Genomic DNA, 20,459 nt, shown 5'->3' on the forward strand with positions numbered 1-20,459 from the left:
TTTTTAATCTAATGCTAGTAAGTAATATTATAAAGTCTCTTAAAGTCTTTAAGGATTAGTAGGAAGTCCAGTATTGGCATCCTCAGTTCCTGCTGCATTGGGAAGTTGTGTTCCTTCAGTTGTTGAAGGTGTATCAGGCACTGCAGTTGTAGTAGAGGCTGTATCGTTGTGAGAAGGGGTGGTAGAAGATGGCGGTAAAATTGTTTTAGTCTCATCACTATTTTCTGATGAATCCTTATGGCTCTGATTTCCTTGGGAGGAGTCTTTTTCGATAATCTTGACAATGGTATTGCTAGATTCTTTTGATGTATTGTCAGTTTTTGTATCTGAGGCTGGTTGTAAAGCTCGAGTAATGGTAATAGTCGCCACAATAATACTCAAGATACTACCGATGAGGGCAATAGATTTTTGAAAGGCAGTAAAGCCGGTTTTAATATGTTGTGTAGGAACACCTCCTGATTTACGAGGTTTCTGTTGACGGGAATAATGTGATGACATGTCTTTCTCCTTTTAATCGTCGTAACACTAAGCGCTAGAGAGGATATTTTGAACGGTTAGTTTTCTCCATAACGCTTCACTTATCAGTATAATCTAGAAAAAAAGTGAAGTCAACGGTTTACCTTATGTCTAGGACACAGGTGACTTATGTTCAACATTTAGGGCAATATTTTCCTGATTTCATTTTAACTATTTTGTGATACAATAAAGTATTGAGTAAAAATGAAGGTGACACATGATTTATTTTGATAATGCAGCCACAACCATTCCTTATGGCGAGGTTCTTAGAACCTACCAAGAAGTAGCAACAAAAATATATGGCAACCCCTCAAGCCTGCATCAATTAGGGACAAATGCAAGTCGTATTTTAGAGGCTTCCCGTAAACAGGTTGCTGGTTTGTTGGGTGTTAAATCAGAAGAAATCTTTTTTACGTCTGGTGGGACAGAAAGTGATAACTGGGCTATTAAAGGGATTGCTTTTGAAAAGGCTGCTTTTGGGAAACATATTATTGTTTCAGCGATTGAACATCCTGCGGTAACTGAGAGTGCCAAGTGGCTTAGCTCACAAGGATTTGAGGTAACATATGCTCCTGTAACAGCACGAGGAATAGTAGATGTGGAGGCCCTAGCTGAGCTTCTTCGACCAGATACCATCTTAGTGTCTATTATGGCGGTTAATAATGAGATGGGGGCTATCCAGCCTATTCAAGCTATCTCAAAAATGTTGGCAAATTACCCAACGATTACTTTCCATGTTGATGCGGTCCAAGCAATCGGCAAAATTCCCACTACAACCTATCTGACTGAACGCGTTGATTTGGCCTCGTTTTCTGGCCACAAGTTTCATGCAGTGCGTGGTGTAGGCTTCCTCTATAAAAAATCTGGCAAGCGACTTACCCCTTTATTGACTGGAGGAGGTCAAGAACAGGAGATGCGCTCAACAACTGAGAATGTAGCAGGAATTGCTAGTATGGCCAAGGCACTCAGAATGGTAACTGAAAAGGAAACCTTAGCTTTATCTAGGCTGAAGGCAATGCGAGAAGTGATTTATCAGGCACTATCAGGCTATCAGGATGTTACCCTATTCTCAGGCCAAGAAGGATTTGCGCCCAATATTATTACCTTTGGTATCAAGGATGTTCGAGGTGAAGTCATTGTCCATGCTTTTGAAACGCACGACATTTATATTTCGACAACCAGCGCTTGTTCGTCTAAAGCTGGAAAGCCGGCAGGAAGTTTGGTAGCAATGGGAGTACCCGTCAAAGCTGCTCAAACTGCTGTTCGTATTAGTCTAGATGATGATAATGACATGGGACAAGTAGAGCAATTCCTCACAATATTCAAACAGATTTATGATAAAACACAGAAAGTTAGGTAAGATGAACTATTCAGAAATTATGGTTCGCCACGGTGAACTATCAACTAAAGGAAAGAATCGTATGCGATTCATCAATAAACTTAAAAAGAACATTCAGGATGTTTTAGCTCCTTTTCCAGCTATCACTGTTCGTTCAGACCGTGACAGAACTCATGTCTATCTGAATAGCACAGATTACCAGCCAGTTGTAGAAGCTTTGAAACTGGTTTTTGGGATTCAAGCCTTATGCCCAGTTTATAAGGTTGATAAAAGTGTTCCTGTCTTGGTAGAGACTGTTCAAAACATCATGACCTCTCTTTATCATGAAGGCTTAACCTTTAAAATTACTAGTAAACGGAGCGATCACCAATTTGAATTGGATAGTCGTGAACTTAATAATCTTCTTGGAGGAGCTGTTCTTGAGGTTTTACCAAATATCCAAGCTCAGATGAAACATCCAGATGTGACCCTCAAAGTTGAAATTCGTGATGAAGCAGCCTATATTTACTATGAAGAAATTAAAGGAGCAGGCGGATTACCAGTAGGAACATCGGGTAAAGGGATGCTGATGTTATCAGGTGGTATTGATTCACCGGTAGCTGGTTATTTAGCCCTTAAACGAGGCCTTGATATTGAAGCCGTTCACTTTGCTAGCCCTCCTTACACCAGTCCAGGTGCCTTGGTTAAAGCGCAAAACCTTACTCGTCGGTTAACTCGTTTCGGTGGGAATATTCAATTTATCGAAGTTCCCTTTACAGAAATTCAAGAAGAAATTAAAAATAAGGCACCAGAAGCCTACCTTATGACATTAACTCGTCGCTTTATGATGCGCATTACAGATGCTATTCGTGAACAACGCCATGCACTTGTTATTGTTAACGGTGAGAGCCTAGGTCAAGTTGCTAGTCAAACTCTAGAAAGCATGCAGGCCATTAATGCTGTCACCTCAACACCAATTATCCGACCAGTAGTAACAATGGATAAGCTTGAGATTATTGAGATGGCTCAGGCGATTGATACCTTTGAGATTTCTATTCAACCGTTCGAAGATTGCTGTACTATTTTTGCACCAGATCGTCCTAAAACCAACCCTAAACTAATTAATGTGGAAAAATATGAAGAACGTTTTGATATTACAGGTCTTGTTGAGCGAGCAGTTGCAGGCATTGTCGTGACGGAAATCACACCTGAAGTTATCAATGATGATGTTGACAGTCTTATTGATGACTTGCTCTAATGACATTTTTAGATGTTAATTAAGCAGTAGTAACTTTATAAGAAACATAACCACCCGTTAGACGGGTGGTTTGAACAAGGGCTATAAGTCCCTATTACCAGCCAGTGCCTAAAGACGCTGGCTTTCACTTTGTTCAAGCCTTATCGCTTTTGACTCGTTACAGACCTCTTAAAGAGGTGTTTGCATTACTTGCCCCTATCCCTAAAGGGATCTTCTGAAAAGGCAACACTTTTCTGTACAACATTTATAAAGTGTTTTCTAGGCAATTAATCTTTTAGTCATTGGTGTTTGGTAGTTGAGACTACCATGAATGCGGTGGTAATTCCACCAATGAACATAGTCTTTAGTCTTAAGAGCTAGTTCTTCCAGCGATTGAAAGGTTTCTTGATAAACAAATTCAATTTTGAAAGCACGATACGTACTTTCAGCTACGGCATTGTCATAAGGACAACCAGCCTGACTAAGCGAACGTGTGATTCCAAAGGCTTCCAATATTTCATCAATTAACTGATTATCAAACTCTTTGCCACGATCTGAATGGAACATCTTGACTTTGGTCAGGGCGTAAGGAATGCTTTGAATGGCTTGCTTAACGAGTTCAGCGGTCTTGTGCCAACCAAGAGACAGGCCGATGATTTCACGGTTGTATAGGTCAATAATAAGGCAAACATAAGCCCAACGATTGCCTGCACGAACATAGGTTAAGTCAGTGACTAAGGCTTGTAGTGGCCTTTCTTGCTTAAATTGCCTGTCTAAATGGTTGGGAATAGGGGCTTCATTCTGGCCTCTGGAATGTGGTTTGAAGGTGGCTTTCTGATAAACAGAAACCAAATTGAGTCGCTTCATAATGCGTCGAATCCGACGACGTGAAAGTGTAATACCTTCGTTATTCAAGCATATTTTGATTTTTCTGGATCCGTATCTGGCCTTACTTTCGAGAAAAATAGCTTTGATATTTTCTTCAAGTTTCCGCTTCAGAGACTGGTTTAACAGCCTTGTAGTAATAGCTAGAACGAGGAATGTTCAACCAACGACACATGGCTGAAATGCTATAGTTATCCTTATTAGCAGTGATTATTTCCCTTTTTGTGCCATAATCACCGCCGCTTGCTTTAGGATATCTAATTGCATTTCGAGTTCTTTATTGCGTTTCCTGAGTTCAATCAGCTTCCGCTGTTCATCTGTCAGATTATCAACAGACTTGAATGAACCTGTTGTTTTGGCTTGTCTAACCCACTTATCGAAGGTGGAAGGGGTTAGCTCATATTCCTTGATGAGACTGCTACGCTTTCTACCAGCATTGTAAAGATCAACAATTTGTTGCTTAAAATCATCGGTGAAGTGGCGACGTATTTTTCTAGACATATCTGTTCTCCTATTTTCTTTAGTGTAGAACACTTTATAAATTCTGTCTAGTTTAGTGTAACCTATTCAAGGTGACCTTCTATTGTCTCAACTCCCTTGTAACTACATATTTTGTGGAGTATCTCACCTAAGCTGCTTCGATATTGATTATAAATGATTTTTCGTCTATACTTGGGGGTGAACACAATGTGATAGTTAAAATTTCACTTTGTGTGTGATAAACTATGAGCCTTTTGTGCCATATTTTTCTCCTTTTGCTTTTCAATAGGCTTGAACACCTTTATTGTATCGCGTTTGGAGATTTTCTTGTACAACATCCGATGCGCACCCGCATAGCAGGTGGTTTATTGTTTCGCACCTATGGAGCGAAACGGACTAAAGTCACTAAATGAAACAGCACAGGAAATTGTTGCAGCAAGATGTTATAATAGAGGAAAAGGAGGTTGTGTTTTGACAAAAGAGATTCCCTATAAAAAAACAATATTAGTTGTATTTTCTATGATTGCTATACTTTTACTAGTTGGATTGATGGATGATTTATTTGCCTTTCAAAAAAGTAGTAAAGCAACACAACGAATTGGAAAACAAGATGTAAGGACAGCACAAGTAGTTGCAAATGGGGATATTTTGCTTCATGATGTTTTATATACCAGTGCGGAAAAACCCGATGGCTCCTATGATTTCACTCCCTATTTTGAATTCGTTAAAGAACGCATTTCAAAAGCTGATTTAGCCATAGGAGATTTTGAAGGAACAATCAGCCCAGACGATCCACTAGCGGGTTATCCACTTTTTAATGCTCCGCCTACAATAGCTAATGCTATGAAGGCAACAGGCTATGATGTTGTTGATTTGGCTCACAATCATATTCTTGATTCTGGCTTAGCAGGAGCATTACATACTAAAAAAACTTTTGAAAAATTAGGTTTATCGACTGTAGGTATTTACGAAAAAAACCGTGAAACAGAAGATTTTCTCATTAAAAAGGTTAATGGTATTAACATTGCCATTTTAGGTTATTCCTATGGATATAATGGCATGGAAGGAAATTTAACAGAAGATGAATATCAAAAACATTTATCAGATTTCAATCAGGACAAAATGAAAACTGATATTCAAAAAGCAAAAGAAAAAGCAGATGTCACAATCGTCATGCCGCAATCTGGCACAGAATATGCTCTAGAACCAACAGAAGAACAAAAAACCTTGTATCGGTCAATGATTGATTGGGGAGCCGATGTAGTTCTAGGAGGCCATCCTCATGTGGTTGAACCTGCTGAAGTTATTACTAAAAATCATGAAAAAAAATTAATTATTTATTCTATGGGAAATTTTATTTCTAATCAACGTTACGAAACATTAGGTGACATATGGACAGAGCGTGGTCTTTTGATGGATATAACATTTGAGAAAAAAGATAAGAAAACGATTATAAAAACAGTCAAAGCTCACCCAACAATTGTATTGGCAAAAGCCAAAAGTACTTTTGCAAAAGAGGGTTACGAACTCTATAACTATAGAACATTAGTATTAACAGATTTTATTGAAGGCGGAAAATACCGAAATCAAATTGATTTAGAGACCCAACAAAAAGTGGATATAGCTTACAAAGAAATGGGTCAGCATGTGCAACTTAATTGGAAATAAAAATAGGTAATGTTTACCTTTTAAAAAGAAAGTGAGCTAGATGATGGCACTGAATCCCTAAAATGAGATAAAAGAAAGACACTCCTGTTGAAATCTAGTATGATATGTACCCAGAATCCTGGACACATACTTATAAACTAGGCGGAACCCATGGATGTCATCCTGTATTGTACAGGAGGCATCCATTTTGTTTTTGCCTGAATTCTTTTGTTATTGTAATAATCAATATATTCCTCAACAGCTCTTGAGAATTCTTCACTTGAGAATTCTTCAAATGAAGAATAGTCTTTCTCATAGCCATAATACATCTCATTTTTTAACCTTCCAAAAAATGTCTCCATTATACAATTATCATAGCAGTTCCCTTTCCGTGACATAGACTGGACAATACCATGTTGGTGTAATGTATTTCTAAAATAAGGATGTTGGTACTGCCAACCTTGATCAGAATGAAATATAAGACCTTCTACTGATGGAAATTTATTGAAAGCTCTATCGAGCATTCTACTTATCTGTTCAAGATTAGGACTCATAGATAAATCATATGATATGATTTCATTTGTGTTCATGTCTAAAACTGGAGATATATAACACTTTCCCCATGAAAAATTAAACTGAGAGACATCTGTTGTCCACTTTTGTAAAGGCGCAGTTGTGCTAAAGTTTCTAGCAATAATATTGTCGGCAATCTTTCCTACCTCACCTTTATAGGAATGGTATTTTTCCTTTGGACGTTTGCCTAATAAACCTTCTTTATGCATGAGACGTTGAACTCTCTTATGGTTCACCTTGTATCCACGATTAATCAGTTCTTGATAGACTCGTCTAACGCCATATCTACTTTTATTTGAGTCAAAAATACTTTTGATTTCGTTAAGTAACTCTTCGTTTCTTAAAGCAACAGCATCTATCTTGCCAATCTCGAAATAATAAGTTGATTTGGCTAGGTTTACTGCTTTGAGAAGATATTTTATGTGAACTGCACCCCAAAAGTTAGACAACAAATCTAACTTTTGGGGTGTTTTTCTATGAAATTAAGTTATGAAGATAAAATTGAAATCTATCGCTTACGACAACCTGGTTGGACATGGCCTAAAATCAGTCAAACATTTAATATGAGTAAGTATAACCTTCAATACATGGTCCGCCTTATTGATATACACGGATTGGAAAGTGTTTGTAAAAGGAAAAATAGGTATTATTCTCCTGAACTAAAGCAGGAAATCATAAACGAAGTTCTGATGAAAGGTAGGTCTCAGCTAGAGGTTTCTCTAGATTATGGATTACCAAACAAGGGAATGCTTCCTAATTGGATAGCGCAATACAAGAAAAACGGGTATACTATTCTTGAGAAATCAAGAGGGAGACCTGTAAAGATGGGACGCAAACCAAAGAGAAAACTTGAAGAAATGACTGAATTAGAGCGTCTTCAATATGATAATGAGTACCTTAGAGCGGAGAATGCCGTACTAAAAAAGTTGAGAGAACTCCGATTGAGGGACGAAGCAAGGCTCAAAGAGCAACAGAAATCATTCAAGGACTAATCAATGTATTTGATTTAAGAATCCTACTTAATATTTTGAAGCTGTCTCGATCAACCTACTATTATCAGGTTAAACGTCTAACTCAGGGAGATAACAACAAAGAATTAAAAGAAGCTATTCAAGATATTTATTCTGAGAACAAAGGGAGATATGGTTACCGTAGAATTCACCTCGAACTTAAAAATCGAGGCTATAAAGTTAATCATAAGAAAGTTCAACGTTTGATGACAGAACTTGGTTTGAAAGCTAGAATCCGTGCGAAACGTCGCTATAACTCTTATAAAGGTGAGGTTGGCAAGAAAGCTGATAATCTCATTAAGCGTCAATTTAAAGCTACCCAACCACTTAAGAAGTGTTATACCGATGTCACAGAGTTTTCAATTCCTGCTAGTGATCAAAAATTGTATCTATCACCAGTTCTTGATGGCTTTAACAGTGAGATTATTGCATATCATTTATCTACCTCGCCAAACTTACAACAACTTAAAACGATGCTTTCCGAGGCTTTTCCTGAACAAACTTACCAGGGCACTATTTTACATAGTGACCAAGGATGGCAATATCAACACACTTACTACCATCATTTTCTTGAGGTGCATGGAATGAGACCGTCCATGTCGCGTAAAGGAAATAGCTTAGATAACGGCATGATGGAATCTTTTTTTGGAACATTGAAGACAGAAATGTTTTATGGGTTTGAGAAGGAATTTACTTCCCTCGAAACATTAAAAACAGCTATTTCAGAATATATCAACTACTACAACACTAAACGAATCAAACTTACATTAAAAGGACTAAGTCCTGTGCAATACAGAACTCAATCCTTAACTTAAAATATAATGTCCAACTTTTGGGGGTCACTTCAATGTGATATCCTTTTTTCTTTAAGTTCTTTGACGATTGCCGCTTTTTCGCCTTGAGTAGCGCAGTTCCTTTTTGTGTCTCAAGGCGATTAATTTTTTATTGCTTCATTTTCTGTTTTTAAATAGGCTGTTTCAGCTCTTAATCTTATTAATTCTTCTCTCTCTGTAGGCGTTAAATCAACTGGCTTATATTTTTTAGTCATAGGCGGTTCCTTTTTCCTTCGGCGACCTCTTTTAAGGTTCAATCCTTCATACCCTTTTATTTTATATATTTGAACCCATTTAGACAATAGTCCAGTATCAATACCCGCGTTAATTGCAACACTACTTTGAGATTCTCCAGAGAAGACACGTGCAACTAGCTCATATCTTTCTTCAACTGTACGATTTTTAGATGATTTTGAATGTTTTAGAAAATCAAAACCATGTATTTCCGCAGTTTTTGACCATCGGACAATTCTTTTTCTAAAGTTTTTTTGCCCGATACCAACTGGAGTCTCTATCCACTGACCTGAACGATACATGTTTACTGCATTTAATTTAAAATTATAATTATATTTCATACAAAAACCCCTTTCACTGGATTAGTCCAGTAAAAGGGGTACATATCAGTAAACTAGAAACAGGAGTGTTTTATTATGGTTAAAAAAGCATATTCATGGGAAACTAAGCTTGCTTGCATCGAGATGAAGAAAGGAGGCAAGTCTAACAGAGTTATTATGGAGATACTAGGTATCAAAAATGATAGTCAAATCTATATTTGGATGAAATGGTACGAAAACGAGGAGCTTTATCGTTTCCATCAAGGTGTTGGCAAGCAATATACTTATGGTAAAGGCTTGGAACATCTATCTGAAGTGGAACAATTACCATTACAAGTTGACCTCTTAAAAAAGTATCGAGGCTTGATAAGGAAATCGATAAAGTAAGTCTTATCAAGCTTGTGGAAGACTATAAAAACAACCACCAGATAGCTGTCATTCTAGACTGTTTTGACGTCAAACGGTCGACTTATTACCGTTGGAAAAAGGAGTATGAGAAGCCGCAAAAAAAAGATGATGTCATTGAATTAATTGAACAGCTCTGCATGGAGAATCACTTTATTTATGGCTATCGTACCATTACACGATTGCTCAAAAAGATCCACGGATTGACTGTTAATACAAAGAAAGTCTATCGTATCATGAAAAATAATGGCCGGCTTTGTCGGACACGCACCAAGAAAGTTCCCAATTTGGGTAAAGCTTATGATTTAACAGATAACAAATTGAGTCGGGATTTCCATTCCGATAAGCCTATGGAAAAGCTTGTAACAGATATTACCTACCTATATTATTTCGGTAACTGTAAATTGTATCTCTCATCAATTATGGATCTCTATAACCGAGAAATGATAGCTTACACTATTTCAGAGTGTCAGGACACGGATTTTTTACTAGACACCCTTAATCAGTTAAAATTGCCTAAAGGAGCACTCTTACACAGTGACCAAGGCTCAGTGTATACTTCTATGGCTTACTACCAGGCTTGCACGGAAAAAGGCATTATCTGCTCAATGTCTCGAAAAGGAACACCTGCAGATAATGCCTGTATTGAATGATTTCACTCCGTCCTAAAGACTGAAACCTTTTATCTCCATAATAGGAGAAAATACAACAAAGATAGTATAACAAATATTGTTAAAAATGACATTACATTTTATAATGAAACTAGACTTCAACAGAGATTAAACGACCAGTTTTCTGTACTGTACAGAAAACTGGTCGCCTAAAAGTGTTTTTCTTACGTCCCACTATTAGGGTGCAGTGCCGATAGCTCACTTTCTTTTTATGAATTAATAAACTGTGATAGAATCCACTCTTCGAAACGTTTTGAATCTACATCCATGCAGACTTTTTTAGTTTCTAAAGTCTTTGAAACAGGTTCGTAGGCTGAATTAGTGATAATTGCTCCAGTAGCAAGGCCATCAGTAATGACCCGCAAATACTTCTCTTGGATGGTAAATAAATCAGGCTGTGTCAGGTAGGCAATGGTACTGGCATCATGAATTGTCATCCCCATATCCAAGCTAGGTCCCCCATAATTTTCAAAGAGATGGTAGAGCATTTCTCCTATACGACCAGAATCCTTTATTTTTAGAGCGGTTTCTCTGTAGAGAAGAGCTTTTTCTGTCACATCTAAGCCAATCATAGTTAACGGAATGTCTGATTTAAAAACAAGATCTGCAGCATGAGGGTCACTAGCTATGTTAAATTCTGCTAGTGAAGAAGTATTTCCTCCGTGTATAGCCCCTCCCATCATAATAATTTCGGAGATGTGATTTTTTATATCAGGATACATAGCAAGAAGTAAAGCAAGATTGGTCATAGCACCAATGGATACAATACTAATATCTTTAGAATGTTTTAAGATGGTTTGTCGCATGGCTTCTACAGCATGAATATCTAAAGGTTTTTGCTTTGGATTTGGAAAATCGTATCCATCCATACCAGTTTTACCATGTATGCTTGGTATAGTTTTTAAATCTTTTAATAGAGGTTTTTCAGATCCTCGAGCGACAGGAAGATTTGCTTGCATAAATTCTACTAATTTTAAAGCATTTGTTGTCGCTTGATCAACGGTAACATTTGCTCCGACAGTTGTTATCAGACAGACATTAATTTTAGGGTGCATTAAAGCAAGTATAATAGCAGTAGCGTCATCAATACCTGGATCAGTATCGATAATAATATTTTTAACCATATTAATTTCCTTCACCTTTCATAAGCTACTTTGATATTACCATTTTAATAAGAATCTGAAAATAGTTAGGTGATTATCTCTGTTAAATATATTCTTTCCGAAAGTTGTCAAGTCAAGTGCAACCAGTTCATAGATAACTAGATTTCCATAGGTTAAGCTATTCGAGATAGCTCAAACAGGAATTTTGAGGATTGATATTGAAGAGGTCGTCTTGGGCGCTCATTGATGGCAGTAATATCAATGTCAAGTTCTTCAGAGGTTAGTGGATTAAGTGAGACTCCTTTAGGGACATATTCTCTGAGGAGGCCATTGAAGTTCTCGTTTGTTCCTCTCTCATGTGAAGAGTAGGGATGTGCAAAGTAAACTTCAACAGCTTCTAAGGTTGAGAGTAAACTAAACTCAGAACCATTATCCGCTGTGATGGATGCAATAGGATACTGACTAATGGGATACCTGATAGCACGGTTACTAGTAGAATTAATGTTAGACATGTTCATCTGCTTTCCATACTGAATTGGAGAATTCTAGTATATCAGACGAACATGTCGTTTTTGTTCCACTTCATTTTATAACGCGGGAATATATTCTTTCACAGAAAAAGCTTGCAAAAAATAAAAGTTAGTGATAGACTTGTAATGTTGACTAAATGCACATCCTGTGCAACCGCTCGAAAGTCGTTTTCAAGTAGATTAAATCTCACGATTCAAGGCGAGTCTTCACAGAGGGAGACCTCATACAAAAATTTTATAGGAGGTGCATCATGAGCACATACGCAATCATCAAAACTGGTGGAAAACAAGTTAAAGTTGAAGTAGGTCAAGCAATCTACGTTGAGAAAATTGACGCTGAAGCTGGCGCAGAAGTAACTTTTAACGAAGTTGTTCTTGTAGGTGGTGACAAAACTGTAGTTGGTACTCCGGTTGTTGAAGGAGCTACTGTCGTTGGAACTGTTGAAAAACAAGGAAAACAAAAGAAAGTTGTAACTTTCAAATACAAACCTAAAAAAGGTAGCCACCGTAAACAAGGTCATCGTCAACCTTACACTAAAGTTGTCATCAACGCAATCAACGCTTAATTTACTAGCTTATGATTAAAGCAATTTTTACTCGCCCAAAAAATGGTCAACTGAGCAGTGTTACACTGACAGGTCATGCTGGTAGTGGTAAACATGGCTTTGATATTGTTTGTGCCTCTGTTAGTACTCTAGCCATTAACTTTGTTAATTCTCTTGAGGTGTTAGCAGATTGCCAAGCATTAGTAGATCTTAATGATGTTGAAGGTGGGTATATGGTTATTACAATACCACCACATGACAACAAAGAGGAAGTTCAATTATTATTTGAATCTTTTCTTCTAGGAATGACTAGTTTGGCGAATGATTCTTCGAAATTTGTCAAAACTCAAGTCATCAAAATTTAATTTAAGAGAGGAAACAACATTATGTTAAAAATGAATCTTGCTAACTTGCAACTTTTCGCCCACAAAAAAGGTGGAGGTTCTACTTCAAATGGACGTGACTCACAAGCTAAACGCCTAGGGGCTAAAGCTGCTGACGGTCAAACCGTTTCAGGTGGTTCCATTCTTTATCGTCAACGTGGAACTCATATTTATCCAGGCGTAAATGTAGGCCGTGGTGGAGATGACACACTTTTCGCTAAAGTGGAAGGTGTTGTACGTTTCGAACGTAAAGGACGCGATAAAAAACAAGTTTCTGTTTATCCAGTAGCTAAATAATTGTTTAAAATCGCATTAAATAAGGCTTTCCAGGTGTCTGGAAAGCCGATTTTTTTTGGTATCTATTTTGGTATTTGATGTCAAAAACTATTAGATGCTGATTAAGGTATGATTTTTTTGTTGTAAGTTATGCAAAGGGTATTTGACTGACTTTAGTTAACTCTTTAGGGTGATATTATTTAGATGATACAGTCTAGAAAGAAGATGTTGCAATAAGAAGCTTTATGGTATAATTAGGGATACTAGATTTAGAAAGGGAAGTCATGAATATCCAACAATTACGTTATGTGGTTGCTATTGCTAATAATGGAACTTTTCGGGAAGCCGCCTCAAAATTGTTTGTTAGTCAGCCAAGCTTATCGGTTTCTATCAAAGATTTAGAAGCAGAACTAGGATTTCAAATTTTTAATCGGACCACTTCTGGCACAGTGCTGACAAGTCAAGGGCTGGTTTTCTACGAAAAAGCTTTGGAAGTCGTGAAAAGCTTTGACGCTTTTGAAAAAACCTTTTCGCAGGCTGATTTGGATCAAAATGAATTTTCGATTGCTAGTCAGCATTATGACTTTTTACCTCCTCTGATTACTGCCTTTTCTCAGCAGTATGATGGCCAACGCATTTTTCGGATTTTTGAATCCACTACAATCCAAATTTTGGATGAAGTGGCGCAAGGAAATAGTGAGTTAGGTATTATTTATTTAAACGCTGACAATCAAAAAGGCCTTTTTCAACGCATGGATAAGTTGGGTTTGGAATATGTTTCTTTAATTCCTTTTACAACCCATATTTATCTTTCGAAAACTCATCCATTAGCCAATCGCGAGGCACTTTATTTGAAAGATATTCAAGGATTACCTGCTGTAAGGTTTACTCAGGAAAAAGATGAATACTTGTACTATTCTGAAAATTTTGTGGACACTAGTGAATGCCCTCGTATCTACAATGTGTCAGACAGAGCAACGTTGAATGGTATTTTGGAAAGAACCGATGCCTTTGCGACGGGATCAGGTTTTCTTGATCATCGTAGTGTGAATGGTATTAAAGTGATTCCTTTGATTGACCATATTGACAACCATATGATTTATGTCAAACGAAAAGATAAAAACCTTTCAGTTGCTGGTGCCACATTTGTGACTATTTTAAAAGATTATTTTAATGAAAGAAGGAAAGCTTTATTGTGAAAAAGTTACTTTTTGTACTTAGTTCAATCTTCCTTATTGCTTTGGATCAATTCAGTAAATATTGGATTGTTTCACATATTGAACTTGGACAGATAAAACCCTTTATACCTGGTATAGTCAGTTTGACTTACTTACAGAATAATGGAGCTGCCTTTTCCATGTTACAAAACCAGCAATGGTTCTTTGTTATAATGACAACCTTGGTGATTGGCTATGCTATTTACTATGTGATGACCCACCCACAGTTGACAATCTGGAAACAATTAGCCCTTTTACTAATCATTTCAGGTGGCATTGGTAATTTTATTGATCGTTTGCGCCTGTCCTATGTGATTGATATGGTGCATCTAGATGTTATTGATTTTGCAATTTTCAATGTGGCAGATGCTTACCTCACTTTGGGAGTCATTTTATTAGTAGTGTGTTTATGGAAAGAAGAGGATTATGGAAATTAATGCGTTGACGTCGGGGCAGCGTCTGGATAAGGCCTTGGCTGACTTAAGCCCCTTGTCACGGGGCCAAGCCAATGATCAAATTAAGCAAGGCCTTGTTTTAGTGAATGGCCAGCAAAAAAAAGCAAAATATACGGTTCAGGCAGGCGATGTGATTCAGTTTGAATTGCCAGAAGAAGAAGTCTTAGAGTACCAAGCTCAGGTTATCCCCTTGGACATTATCTATGAGGATGAAGCCTTAGCTATTATTAATAAACCGCAAGGAATGGTTGTTCATCCCTCGGCGGGGCACCCTTCAGGAACAATGGTTAATGCCTTGATGTATCATATCAAGGATTTGTCCTCAATCAATGGTGTGGTTCGTCCAGGAATTGTCCATCGGATTGATAAGGATACCTCGGGACTGTTAATGGTAGCTAAAACAGATGAAGCTCATCAAGCTTTGGCCGCAGAATTAAAAGCTAAAAAATCTCTCAGAAAATACCTAGCCATTGTTCATGGAAACCTACCGAATGATCGTGGGATGATTGAAGCTCCTATAGGTCGTAGCGAAAAAGACCGTAAAAAACAAGCAGTCACAGCGAAAGGTAAGGAAGCAGTGACACGTTTTACAGTGCTAGAGCGCTTTGGAGATTATAGTCTGGTGGAATTACAACTTGAAACTGGTCGCACCCATCAGATTCGTGTTCATATGGCTTATATTGGGCATCCTGTTGCTGGTGACCCTTTATATGGCCCTCGTAAAACCTTGTCAGGACACGGCCAATTTCTTCATGCCGAAACATTGGGGCTGACCCACCCTTTAACAGGGGAAGACATGTTATTTACCGTTGCGCCTCCTGCTATTTTCCAAAAAACATTACAGCAATTAAGACAAAAACAGTAAATGAGGAAGAACATCATGTTCTAACCTCATTTTTTCATTCAAAAACCCTGCTTTTAGTCATGATAAAAACAGGGTGAAAAGGTAGAACTGTCGAAAACATTTCTAAGGAAATAAAACTGATATCAACTAAGACTGTAAGACCTGACCAACAAGTTGGAATCCTTGATAGGTGAGGATAGTGTAGATATAAAGGGTAACAGGCTTCGCTAGTAAGAAGATAGCGGTGAATTTGCGAAGAGACATCTTGCCTAAACCAGCTACCATGCAGAGGAAGTCGTCTGGAAATCCTGGTAAAATAAAAGCAGCAGCCAGAAAGCGTTCAAAGTATTTACCCTTGTCTAGGTAGGGAATGTACTTGTTGTAAGTATCATCGGAAACAAAGATTTTGGCAAATTGTGCACCATATTTTCTGGCAAGCATGAAGCTAATGAGAGAGCCGATAAAAATACCAACCGTATTATAAATAAAGCCTAAGAAAGGTCCGAAAACCACATGCCCTAAGACACAGGTTAAACCGCCAGGGATAACAGGATAGACAACCTGAACGATTTGAATAAGGATAAATAAACAAGGAGCTAAAATCCCAAGTTTAACGAGGTAAGCTTGAAAAGTTCCTCCTACAGCAAAGAAGTTAGGATGTTGCTGGAAATAAGCCAAAAAGAGTAAGGATAAAGCAATTCCAAAGGCAGTAAGGATTTGGATGGTTTGCTTATGAGTTAGGGTCCGAGTTTTAGAAGGCATAAGGAAGACTCTCTTTCGTTTCTTTGATATTATTGTACTATTGTTTTCATACAAATACAATAGGTCTTAAGACTTATTTTTTTGAAAAAAGTCTTGTCTTTAGCTTGGGTTTTTGCTATACTAATGAAAATAAAATATTCCTTTAAAACAGTCCCGTGAGGCTGTCAAGGAGACCAATCTGAAAAAGTGCACCATTGTACCCAATTGTGCCATATTTTGTTGAATCTCCTTGTTATCAAGGAGATTTTTTATTTGAATTTTTAGAGGAGGTTTCAACATGAAATCTAAGGAAATTGTCGATGACGTGACCATGAAGCGCGCCATTACCCGTATTACTTATGAGATTATCGAACGCAACAAACAATTGGACAATGTGGTTTTGGCAGGAATCAAAACGCGAGGTGTTTTTTTAGCCCGTCGTATTCAAGAAAGATTACGTCAACTCGAAGGACTAGAACTACCTATTGGCGAATTAGATATCAAACCTTTCCGAGATGATGTGAAAGTTGATGAAGACACGACATTGATGCCTGTTGATATTACAGGTAAGGATGTGATTTTAGTCGACGATGTGCTTTATACAGGACGTACCATTCGAGCGGCCATTGATAACTTAGTGAGTCTAGGTAGACCAGCCCGTGTTAGTCTAGCTGTTTTAGTCGATCGTGGTCATCGGGAATTGCCGATTCGTGCGGATTATGTCGGAAAGAATATTCCGACTAGCAGCGTGGAAGAAATTATTGTTGAGGTTGTCGAAGTTGATGGCCGTGATCGCGTTAGCATTGTTGACCCAACATAAGAAAGAGGTATTACTGTGAAAGATGTCATTTATGATGTAGAAGAAGTTCCAAAGGCAGGTATGTTAATTGGTCTGTCTTTCCAGCACTTATTTGCTATGTTTGGTGCGACTGTTCTGGTTCCCATTCTAGTTGGAATTGACCCATCAGTTGCTTTGTTATCTAGTGGTTTAGGAACCCTTGCCCACTTATCAGTGACCAAATTTAAAATTCCAGCATATATGGGATCAAGTTTTGCCTATATTGCAGCAATGCAACTGTTGATGAAGACAGATGGTATTGGAGCTGTGGCTCAAGGGGCTATGACAGGAGGTCTAGTTTACCTGATTGTAGCTTTAATTGTTAAAGCTATTGGCAATGATTGGATTGATAACATCTTACCACCGATTGTGGTTGGTCCTATTGTTATGGTCATTGGTCTAAGCCTAGCTTCTACAGCTGTTAATGATGTCATGCTAAAAAATGGGAGCTATAATCTGACTTATCTTGTTATTGGGTTAGTCACCTTATTATCAGTTATTTTTTTCAATATTTATGGTAAAGGAATTGTCGCTATTGTTCCCATTTTATTAGGGTTATTAGTTGGTTATGTTGTAGCCCTTTTAGTGGGTGTTCTCACCGGTCAAGAAATTGTTGATTTTACCAATGTGGCTCAGGCCAAATGGTTTAGTATCCCATCAGTGGAAATTCCTTTCCTCACCTACGGGATTAAATTCTATCCAAGTGCCATTTTAACCATGGCTCCGATTGCCTTTGTTACAATGACAGAACATTTTGGACATATTATGGTCTTAAATAGTTTGACAAAAAGAGATTATTTCAAGGATCCAGGACTCGAAAAGACCCTTACAGGTGATGGTTTTGCGCAAATGATTGCCGGTTTTCTAGGCGCACCGCCAGTGACTTCCTATGGTGAAAATATTGGTGTTATGGCTTTAAATAAAATATTCTCAGTCTACGTCATTGCGGGCGCCGCAGTGATTGCAGCTCTCCTTAGCTTTGTGGGTAAAGTATCTGCTTTAATTCAGTCTATTCCATCCCCAGTAATCGGAGGTATCTCTGTTGCTTTGTTTGGGGTGATTGCTTCAAGTGGTTTGAAAATCTTGATTGAATCAAAAGTTGATATGGATAATAAGAAAAATCTATTGATTGCTAGTGTTATTTTGGTCTCTGGGATTGGAGGATTGATGCTTCAAGTAAATGGTCTTCAAATTTCAGGTGTCGCTTTCTCAACACTTCTTGGAATCATCCTATATCAGGTACTTCCTGAAAAATAAAAGAGCCAGTTGTCTACTACTTAATTTAGTTGTCATTCATTAGTGATAAAGGGGAGGAACATGTCAGTCGTTAATAACCGTGTTGCACTTACTAATTTAGTTTCAATGGAAACATTAACCAATGAAGAAGTTTTAGGGCTTATCAACCGAGGTTCAGAATACAAAGCAGGAAAGGTTGCCCTACCTAAACTGCAAGATCAGTTTGTGGTCAACCTCTTTTTTGAAAATTCTACTAGAACTCATAGATCATTTGAAGTAGCTGAGAAAAAACTTGGGTTAACCGTTCTTGATTTTAATGCAGATACGAGTGCTGTTAATAAGGGAGAAAGCTTGTATGATACTGTGTTAACCATGAGTGCCCTAGGGACAGATATTTGTGTGATTCGTCATCCTGAAGATGATTATTACAAGGCCTTAGTGGAGAGTCCAACAATCACAGCTTCAATTGTTAATGGCGGAGATGGTTCTGGACAGCATCCAAGCCAGTGTCTGCTTGACTTGTTAACTATTTACGAAGAGTTTGGGCGATTTGAGGGGTTAAAAATTGCGATTGCAGGGGACTTGACCCATTCGCGTGTCGCAAAATCAAACATGCAGATTTTAAAACGATTAGGAGCAGAGCTTTATTTCTATGGTCCCAAAGAATGGTATTCAGAAGAATTTGACAGTTACGGGGCTTACACTGCGATTGATCACATTATTGAAGAGTTAGATGTCCTGATGTTGCTTCGGGTGCAACATGAGCGTCACGATGGTCAGCAAAGTTTTTCAAAAGATAGTTACCATCAGCAGTTTGGACTGACACAAGAACGTTACAATGCTTTAAAGGACTCTGCTATTATTATGCATCCAGCTCCTGTTAACCGTGATGTGGAAATTGCAGATAGTTTGGTAGAAGCACCGAAGGCAAGAATTGTTTCTCAAATGACGAACGGTGTCTTTGTACGTATGGCTATTATTGAGGCTATTCTTAATGGCAGAAGCCATTGCTGATTAGTCAAAGTGAAAGGGTATGAGAAGGTAAAGAATGGCAAAACGATTACTTATTTTGGAAGATGGTACTATTTTTGAGGGAGACCCCTTTGGAGCAGATAAAGATGTGACTGGCGAAATTGTTTTTAACACAGGGATGACAGGTTATCAAGAGTCCATTACTGACCAGTCCTATAATGGTCAACTGTTAACCTTTACCTACCCTCTGATTGGAAATTATGGCATTAACCGTGATGACTATGAATCGATTACACCAACGTGTAAAGGGGTTATTGTCTCTGAAGCCAGTCGGCTGGCAAGTAATTGGCGCCAGCAAATGACGCTAGATGACTTTTTAAAAATAAAAGGTATCCCAGGTATTTCAGGAATTGATACGAGAGCATTGACCAAAATTATTCGACAACACGGAACCATGAAAGCTACGATGGCAGATGATGGAGATACTATCCAGCATTTAAAAGATCAACTGCGTGCAACCGTGTTACCAACTAACACTATCGAGCAAGTCTCAACAAAAGCAGCCTACCCAGCACCAGGTATTGGAAAAAGTATAGTTTTGGTTGATTTCGGCTTAAAACATTCGATCTTAAGAGAGTTATCAAAAAGACAATGTAACGTCACCGTGGTTCCATTTACTATCACAGTAGAAGAAGTACTTCAATTGAATCCCGATGGCTTAATGTTGTCTAACGGTCCTGGAAATCCTGAACAGTTACCAGAAGTTTTGGACATGATTCGAGAGGTTCAAGGGAAGATTCCGATTTTTGGTATTTGTATGGGTCATCAACTCTTTAGCTTGGCAAATGGCGCAAAGACTTTTAAAATGACTTTTGGTCATCGAGGTTTTAACCATGCGGTTAGAGAAATTGCAACGGGAAGAGTGGATTTCACTAGTCAGAATCATGGTTATGCTGTAGAACGCGAAAGTTTACCAGAAACACTTATGGTGACACATGAGGAAATCAATGATAAAACGATCGAAGGAGTCAGACATCGTGACTTTCCAGCCTTTTCCGTCCAATTTCATCCTGATGCTGCCCCTGGTCCTCATGATGCTAGCTATTTATTCGATGAATTTTTAGATATGATTGATGCTTGGCAATTGAAACAGCAAGCAAAAAAATAATAGCATCAAAGGTCAAAAGAAA

Annotated in this window: 19 protein-coding genes, 4 pseudogenes and 1 other annotated feature; of the genes and pseudogenes, 15 read left to right on the plus strand and 8 right to left on the minus strand. The window is 38.0% G+C overall.

What is annotated here, in order from left to right; all coding sequences use genetic code 11:
• Positions 1-48: 48 nt before the first annotated feature.
• Entirely contained in the window at positions 49-498 is a 450-nt protein-coding gene (locus tag DYD17_RS04570; RefSeq protein ID WP_003050187.1) for a DUF6556 family protein, read from the minus strand.
• Positions 499-733: 235 nt separating this feature from the next.
• On the opposite strand from DYD17_RS04570, the gene DYD17_RS04575 reads away from it, so the two are divergent.
• Positions 734-1,876: a cysteine desulfurase family protein gene (locus tag DYD17_RS04575; protein WP_115252793.1), complete on the plus strand. Its 1,143-nt coding sequence runs from the start codon at positions 734-736 to the stop codon at positions 1,874-1,876.
• A gap of 1 nt (position 1,877) precedes the next feature.
• A complete protein-coding gene (gene thiI, locus DYD17_RS04580) occupies positions 1,878-3,092 on the plus strand; it encodes a tRNA uracil 4-sulfurtransferase ThiI (protein ID WP_003050189.1) in 1,215 nt (404 codons plus the stop codon).
• Positions 3,093-3,350: 258 nt separating this feature from the next.
• Here thiI and DYD17_RS04585 read toward each other — a convergent pair.
• Both DYD17_RS04585 and DYD17_RS04590 read right to left on the minus strand, forming a co-directional pair.
• Positions 3,351-4,457: pseudogene (locus DYD17_RS04585) on the minus strand (IS3 family transposase).
• A gap of 68 nt (positions 4,458-4,525) precedes the next feature.
• A pseudogene (locus tag DYD17_RS04590) lies at positions 4,526-4,645 on the minus strand (transposase); the annotation flags it as partial.
• A gap of 262 nt (positions 4,646-4,907) precedes the next feature.
• On the opposite strand from DYD17_RS04590, the gene DYD17_RS04595 reads away from it, so the two are divergent.
• The gene (locus DYD17_RS04595) at positions 4,908-6,104 is read left to right on the plus strand and encodes a CapA family protein (RefSeq protein WP_003050193.1); all 1,197 of its coding nucleotides are present in this window, start codon (positions 4,908-4,910) and stop codon (positions 6,102-6,104) included.
• A 137-nt stretch (positions 6,105-6,241) separates the two neighbouring features.
• Here DYD17_RS04595 and DYD17_RS04600 read toward each other — a convergent pair whose 3' ends face one another.
• Complete coding sequence (locus DYD17_RS04600; RefSeq protein ID WP_160147950.1) at positions 6,242-7,105, minus strand: IS3 family transposase; 864 nt, start codon at positions 7,103-7,105, stop codon at positions 6,242-6,244.
• 27 nt (positions 7,106-7,132) lie between these two features.
• On the opposite strand from DYD17_RS04600, the gene DYD17_RS04605 reads away from it, so the two are divergent.
• A protein-coding gene (locus DYD17_RS04605) for an IS3 family transposase (protein ID WP_115276386.1) occupies positions 7,133-8,481 on the plus strand; the annotation gives its coding sequence in 2 pieces (ribosomal slippage) (positions 7,133-7,574 and positions 7,574-8,481; 1,350 coding nt in all).
• A gap of 119 nt (positions 8,482-8,600) precedes the next feature.
• On the opposite strand, the gene DYD17_RS04610 is transcribed toward DYD17_RS04605, so the two are convergent.
• Complete coding sequence (locus DYD17_RS04610; protein WP_115276387.1) at positions 8,601-9,074, minus strand: COG3415 family protein; 474 nt, start codon at positions 9,072-9,074, stop codon at positions 8,601-8,603.
• 72 nt (positions 9,075-9,146) lie between these two features.
• On the opposite strand from DYD17_RS04610, the pseudogene DYD17_RS04615 reads away from it, so the two are divergent.
• Positions 9,147-10,282, plus strand: a pseudogene (locus DYD17_RS04615) (IS3 family transposase).
• 56 nt (positions 10,283-10,338) lie between these two features.
• Here the strand turns inward: DYD17_RS04615 and DYD17_RS04620 are convergent.
• Both DYD17_RS04620 and DYD17_RS04625 read right to left on the minus strand, forming a co-directional pair.
• Complete coding sequence (locus DYD17_RS04620; protein ID WP_003050203.1) at positions 10,339-11,253, minus strand: nucleoside hydrolase; 915 nt, start codon at positions 11,251-11,253, stop codon at positions 10,339-10,341.
• Between the two features lie 152 nt (positions 11,254-11,405).
• Positions 11,406-11,726 (minus strand): annotated as a pseudogene (locus DYD17_RS04625) (IS30 family transposase); the annotation flags it as partial.
• A 178-nt stretch (positions 11,727-11,904) separates the two neighbouring features.
• Positions 11,905-11,979, plus strand: a sequence feature (ribosomal protein L21 leader region).
• 34 nt (positions 11,980-12,013) lie between these two features.
• Here DYD17_RS04625 and rplU point away from each other — a divergent pair.
• From rplU to DYD17_RS04655, 6 genes are all read left to right on the plus strand, one after another.
• On the plus strand, positions 12,014-12,328 hold the full coding sequence (gene rplU / locus DYD17_RS04630) for a 50S ribosomal protein L21 (protein ID WP_002985116.1): 315 nt from the start codon (positions 12,014-12,016) through the stop codon (positions 12,326-12,328).
• Positions 12,329-12,339: 11 nt separating this feature from the next.
• Positions 12,340-12,672 carry a ribosomal-processing cysteine protease Prp gene (locus tag DYD17_RS04635; RefSeq protein ID WP_003050209.1) on the plus strand — a complete coding sequence of 111 codons (333 nt, stop codon included), beginning with the start codon at positions 12,340-12,342 and terminating at the stop codon, positions 12,670-12,672.
• 21 nt (positions 12,673-12,693) lie between these two features.
• Positions 12,694-12,987, plus strand: coding sequence for a 50S ribosomal protein L27 (rpmA, locus tag DYD17_RS04640; RefSeq protein ID WP_002985110.1), 294 nt, complete (start codon positions 12,694-12,696; stop codon positions 12,985-12,987).
• 263 nt (positions 12,988-13,250) lie between these two features.
• The gene (locus DYD17_RS04645) at positions 13,251-14,165 is read left to right on the plus strand and encodes a LysR family transcriptional regulator (protein WP_003050211.1); all 915 of its coding nucleotides are present in this window, start codon (positions 13,251-13,253) and stop codon (positions 14,163-14,165) included.
• Positions 14,162-14,620, plus strand: a complete 459-nt coding sequence (gene lspA, locus DYD17_RS04650; RefSeq protein ID WP_003050213.1) for a signal peptidase II — start codon at positions 14,162-14,164, stop codon at positions 14,618-14,620. The genes DYD17_RS04645 and lspA overlap by 4 nt, the downstream gene beginning before the upstream one ends.
• The gene (locus tag DYD17_RS04655; protein ID WP_115276388.1) at positions 14,610-15,503 is read left to right on the plus strand and encodes an RluA family pseudouridine synthase; all 894 of its coding nucleotides are present in this window, start codon (positions 14,610-14,612) and stop codon (positions 15,501-15,503) included. Before lspA ends, DYD17_RS04655 begins: the two co-directional genes overlap by 11 nt.
• Before the next feature lie 126 nt (positions 15,504-15,629).
• Here DYD17_RS04655 and DYD17_RS04660 read toward each other — a convergent pair whose 3' ends face one another.
• A complete protein-coding gene (locus tag DYD17_RS04660) occupies positions 15,630-16,244 on the minus strand; it encodes a TVP38/TMEM64 family protein (protein ID WP_003050219.1) in 615 nt (204 codons plus the stop codon).
• A gap of 277 nt (positions 16,245-16,521) precedes the next feature.
• On the opposite strand from DYD17_RS04660, the gene pyrR reads away from it, so the two are divergent.
• From pyrR to DYD17_RS04680, 4 genes are read left to right on the plus strand one after another with little or no spacing between them, the layout of a single operon-like run.
• Positions 16,522-17,043 carry a bifunctional pyr operon transcriptional regulator/uracil phosphoribosyltransferase PyrR gene (gene pyrR, locus DYD17_RS04665; RefSeq protein ID WP_003050221.1) on the plus strand — a complete coding sequence of 174 codons (522 nt, stop codon included), beginning with the start codon at positions 16,522-16,524 and terminating at the stop codon, positions 17,041-17,043.
• A gap of 15 nt (positions 17,044-17,058) precedes the next feature.
• Positions 17,059-18,318, plus strand: coding sequence for a uracil-xanthine permease family protein (locus DYD17_RS04670; RefSeq protein ID WP_003050223.1), 1,260 nt, complete (start codon positions 17,059-17,061; stop codon positions 18,316-18,318).
• A 60-nt stretch (positions 18,319-18,378) separates the two neighbouring features.
• Complete coding sequence (locus DYD17_RS04675) at positions 18,379-19,311, plus strand: aspartate carbamoyltransferase catalytic subunit (RefSeq protein ID WP_115276389.1); 933 nt, start codon at positions 18,379-18,381, stop codon at positions 19,309-19,311.
• A gap of 34 nt (positions 19,312-19,345) precedes the next feature.
• Positions 19,346-20,437, plus strand: coding sequence for a carbamoyl phosphate synthase small subunit (locus DYD17_RS04680; protein WP_115252798.1), 1,092 nt, complete (start codon positions 19,346-19,348; stop codon positions 20,435-20,437).
• The last annotated feature ends 22 nt before the right edge of the window (positions 20,438-20,459 follow it).

The sequence above is a fragment of the Streptococcus dysgalactiae subsp. dysgalactiae genome, from assembly GCF_900459225.1.
Classification (GTDB): domain Bacteria; phylum Bacillota; class Bacilli; order Lactobacillales; family Streptococcaceae; genus Streptococcus; species Streptococcus dysgalactiae.

Bases quoted from the DNA above. Each gene is read 5' to 3' on its own strand.
- DYD17_RS04660 (WP_003050219.1), bottom strand. From the start codon at position 16,244: ATGCCTTCTAAAACTCGGACCCTAACTCATAAGCAAACCATCCAAATC.
- DYD17_RS04680 (WP_115252798.1), top strand. From the start codon at position 19,346: ATGGCAAAACGATTACTTATTTTGGAAGATGGTACTATTTTTGAGGGA.
- DYD17_RS04655 (WP_115276388.1), top strand. From the start codon at position 14,610: ATGGAAATTAATGCGTTGACGTCGGGGCAGCGTCTGGATAAGGCCTTG.
- thiI (WP_003050189.1), top strand. From the start codon at position 1,878: ATGAACTATTCAGAAATTATGGTTCGCCACGGTGAACTATCAACTAAA.
- rpmA (WP_002985110.1), top strand. From the start codon at position 12,694: ATGTTAAAAATGAATCTTGCTAACTTGCAACTTTTCGCCCACAAAAAA.
- rplU (WP_002985116.1), top strand. From the start codon at position 12,014: ATGAGCACATACGCAATCATCAAAACTGGTGGAAAACAAGTTAAAGTT.
- DYD17_RS04635 (WP_003050209.1), top strand. From the start codon at position 12,340: ATGATTAAAGCAATTTTTACTCGCCCAAAAAATGGTCAACTGAGCAGT.
- DYD17_RS04620 (WP_003050203.1), bottom strand. From the start codon at position 11,253: ATGGTTAAAAATATTATTATCGATACTGATCCAGGTATTGATGACGCT.
- DYD17_RS04645 (WP_003050211.1), top strand. From the start codon at position 13,251: ATGAATATCCAACAATTACGTTATGTGGTTGCTATTGCTAATAATGGA.
- DYD17_RS04570 (WP_003050187.1), bottom strand. From the start codon at position 498: ATGTCATCACATTATTCCCGTCAACAGAAACCTCGTAAATCAGGAGGT.
- DYD17_RS04675 (WP_115276389.1), top strand. From the start codon at position 18,379: ATGTCAGTCGTTAATAACCGTGTTGCACTTACTAATTTAGTTTCAATG.
- pyrR (WP_003050221.1), top strand. From the start codon at position 16,522: ATGAAATCTAAGGAAATTGTCGATGACGTGACCATGAAGCGCGCCATT.
- DYD17_RS04575 (WP_115252793.1), top strand. From the start codon at position 734: ATGATTTATTTTGATAATGCAGCCACAACCATTCCTTATGGCGAGGTT.
- DYD17_RS04610 (WP_115276387.1), bottom strand. From the start codon at position 9,074: ATGAAATATAATTATAATTTTAAATTAAATGCAGTAAACATGTATCGT.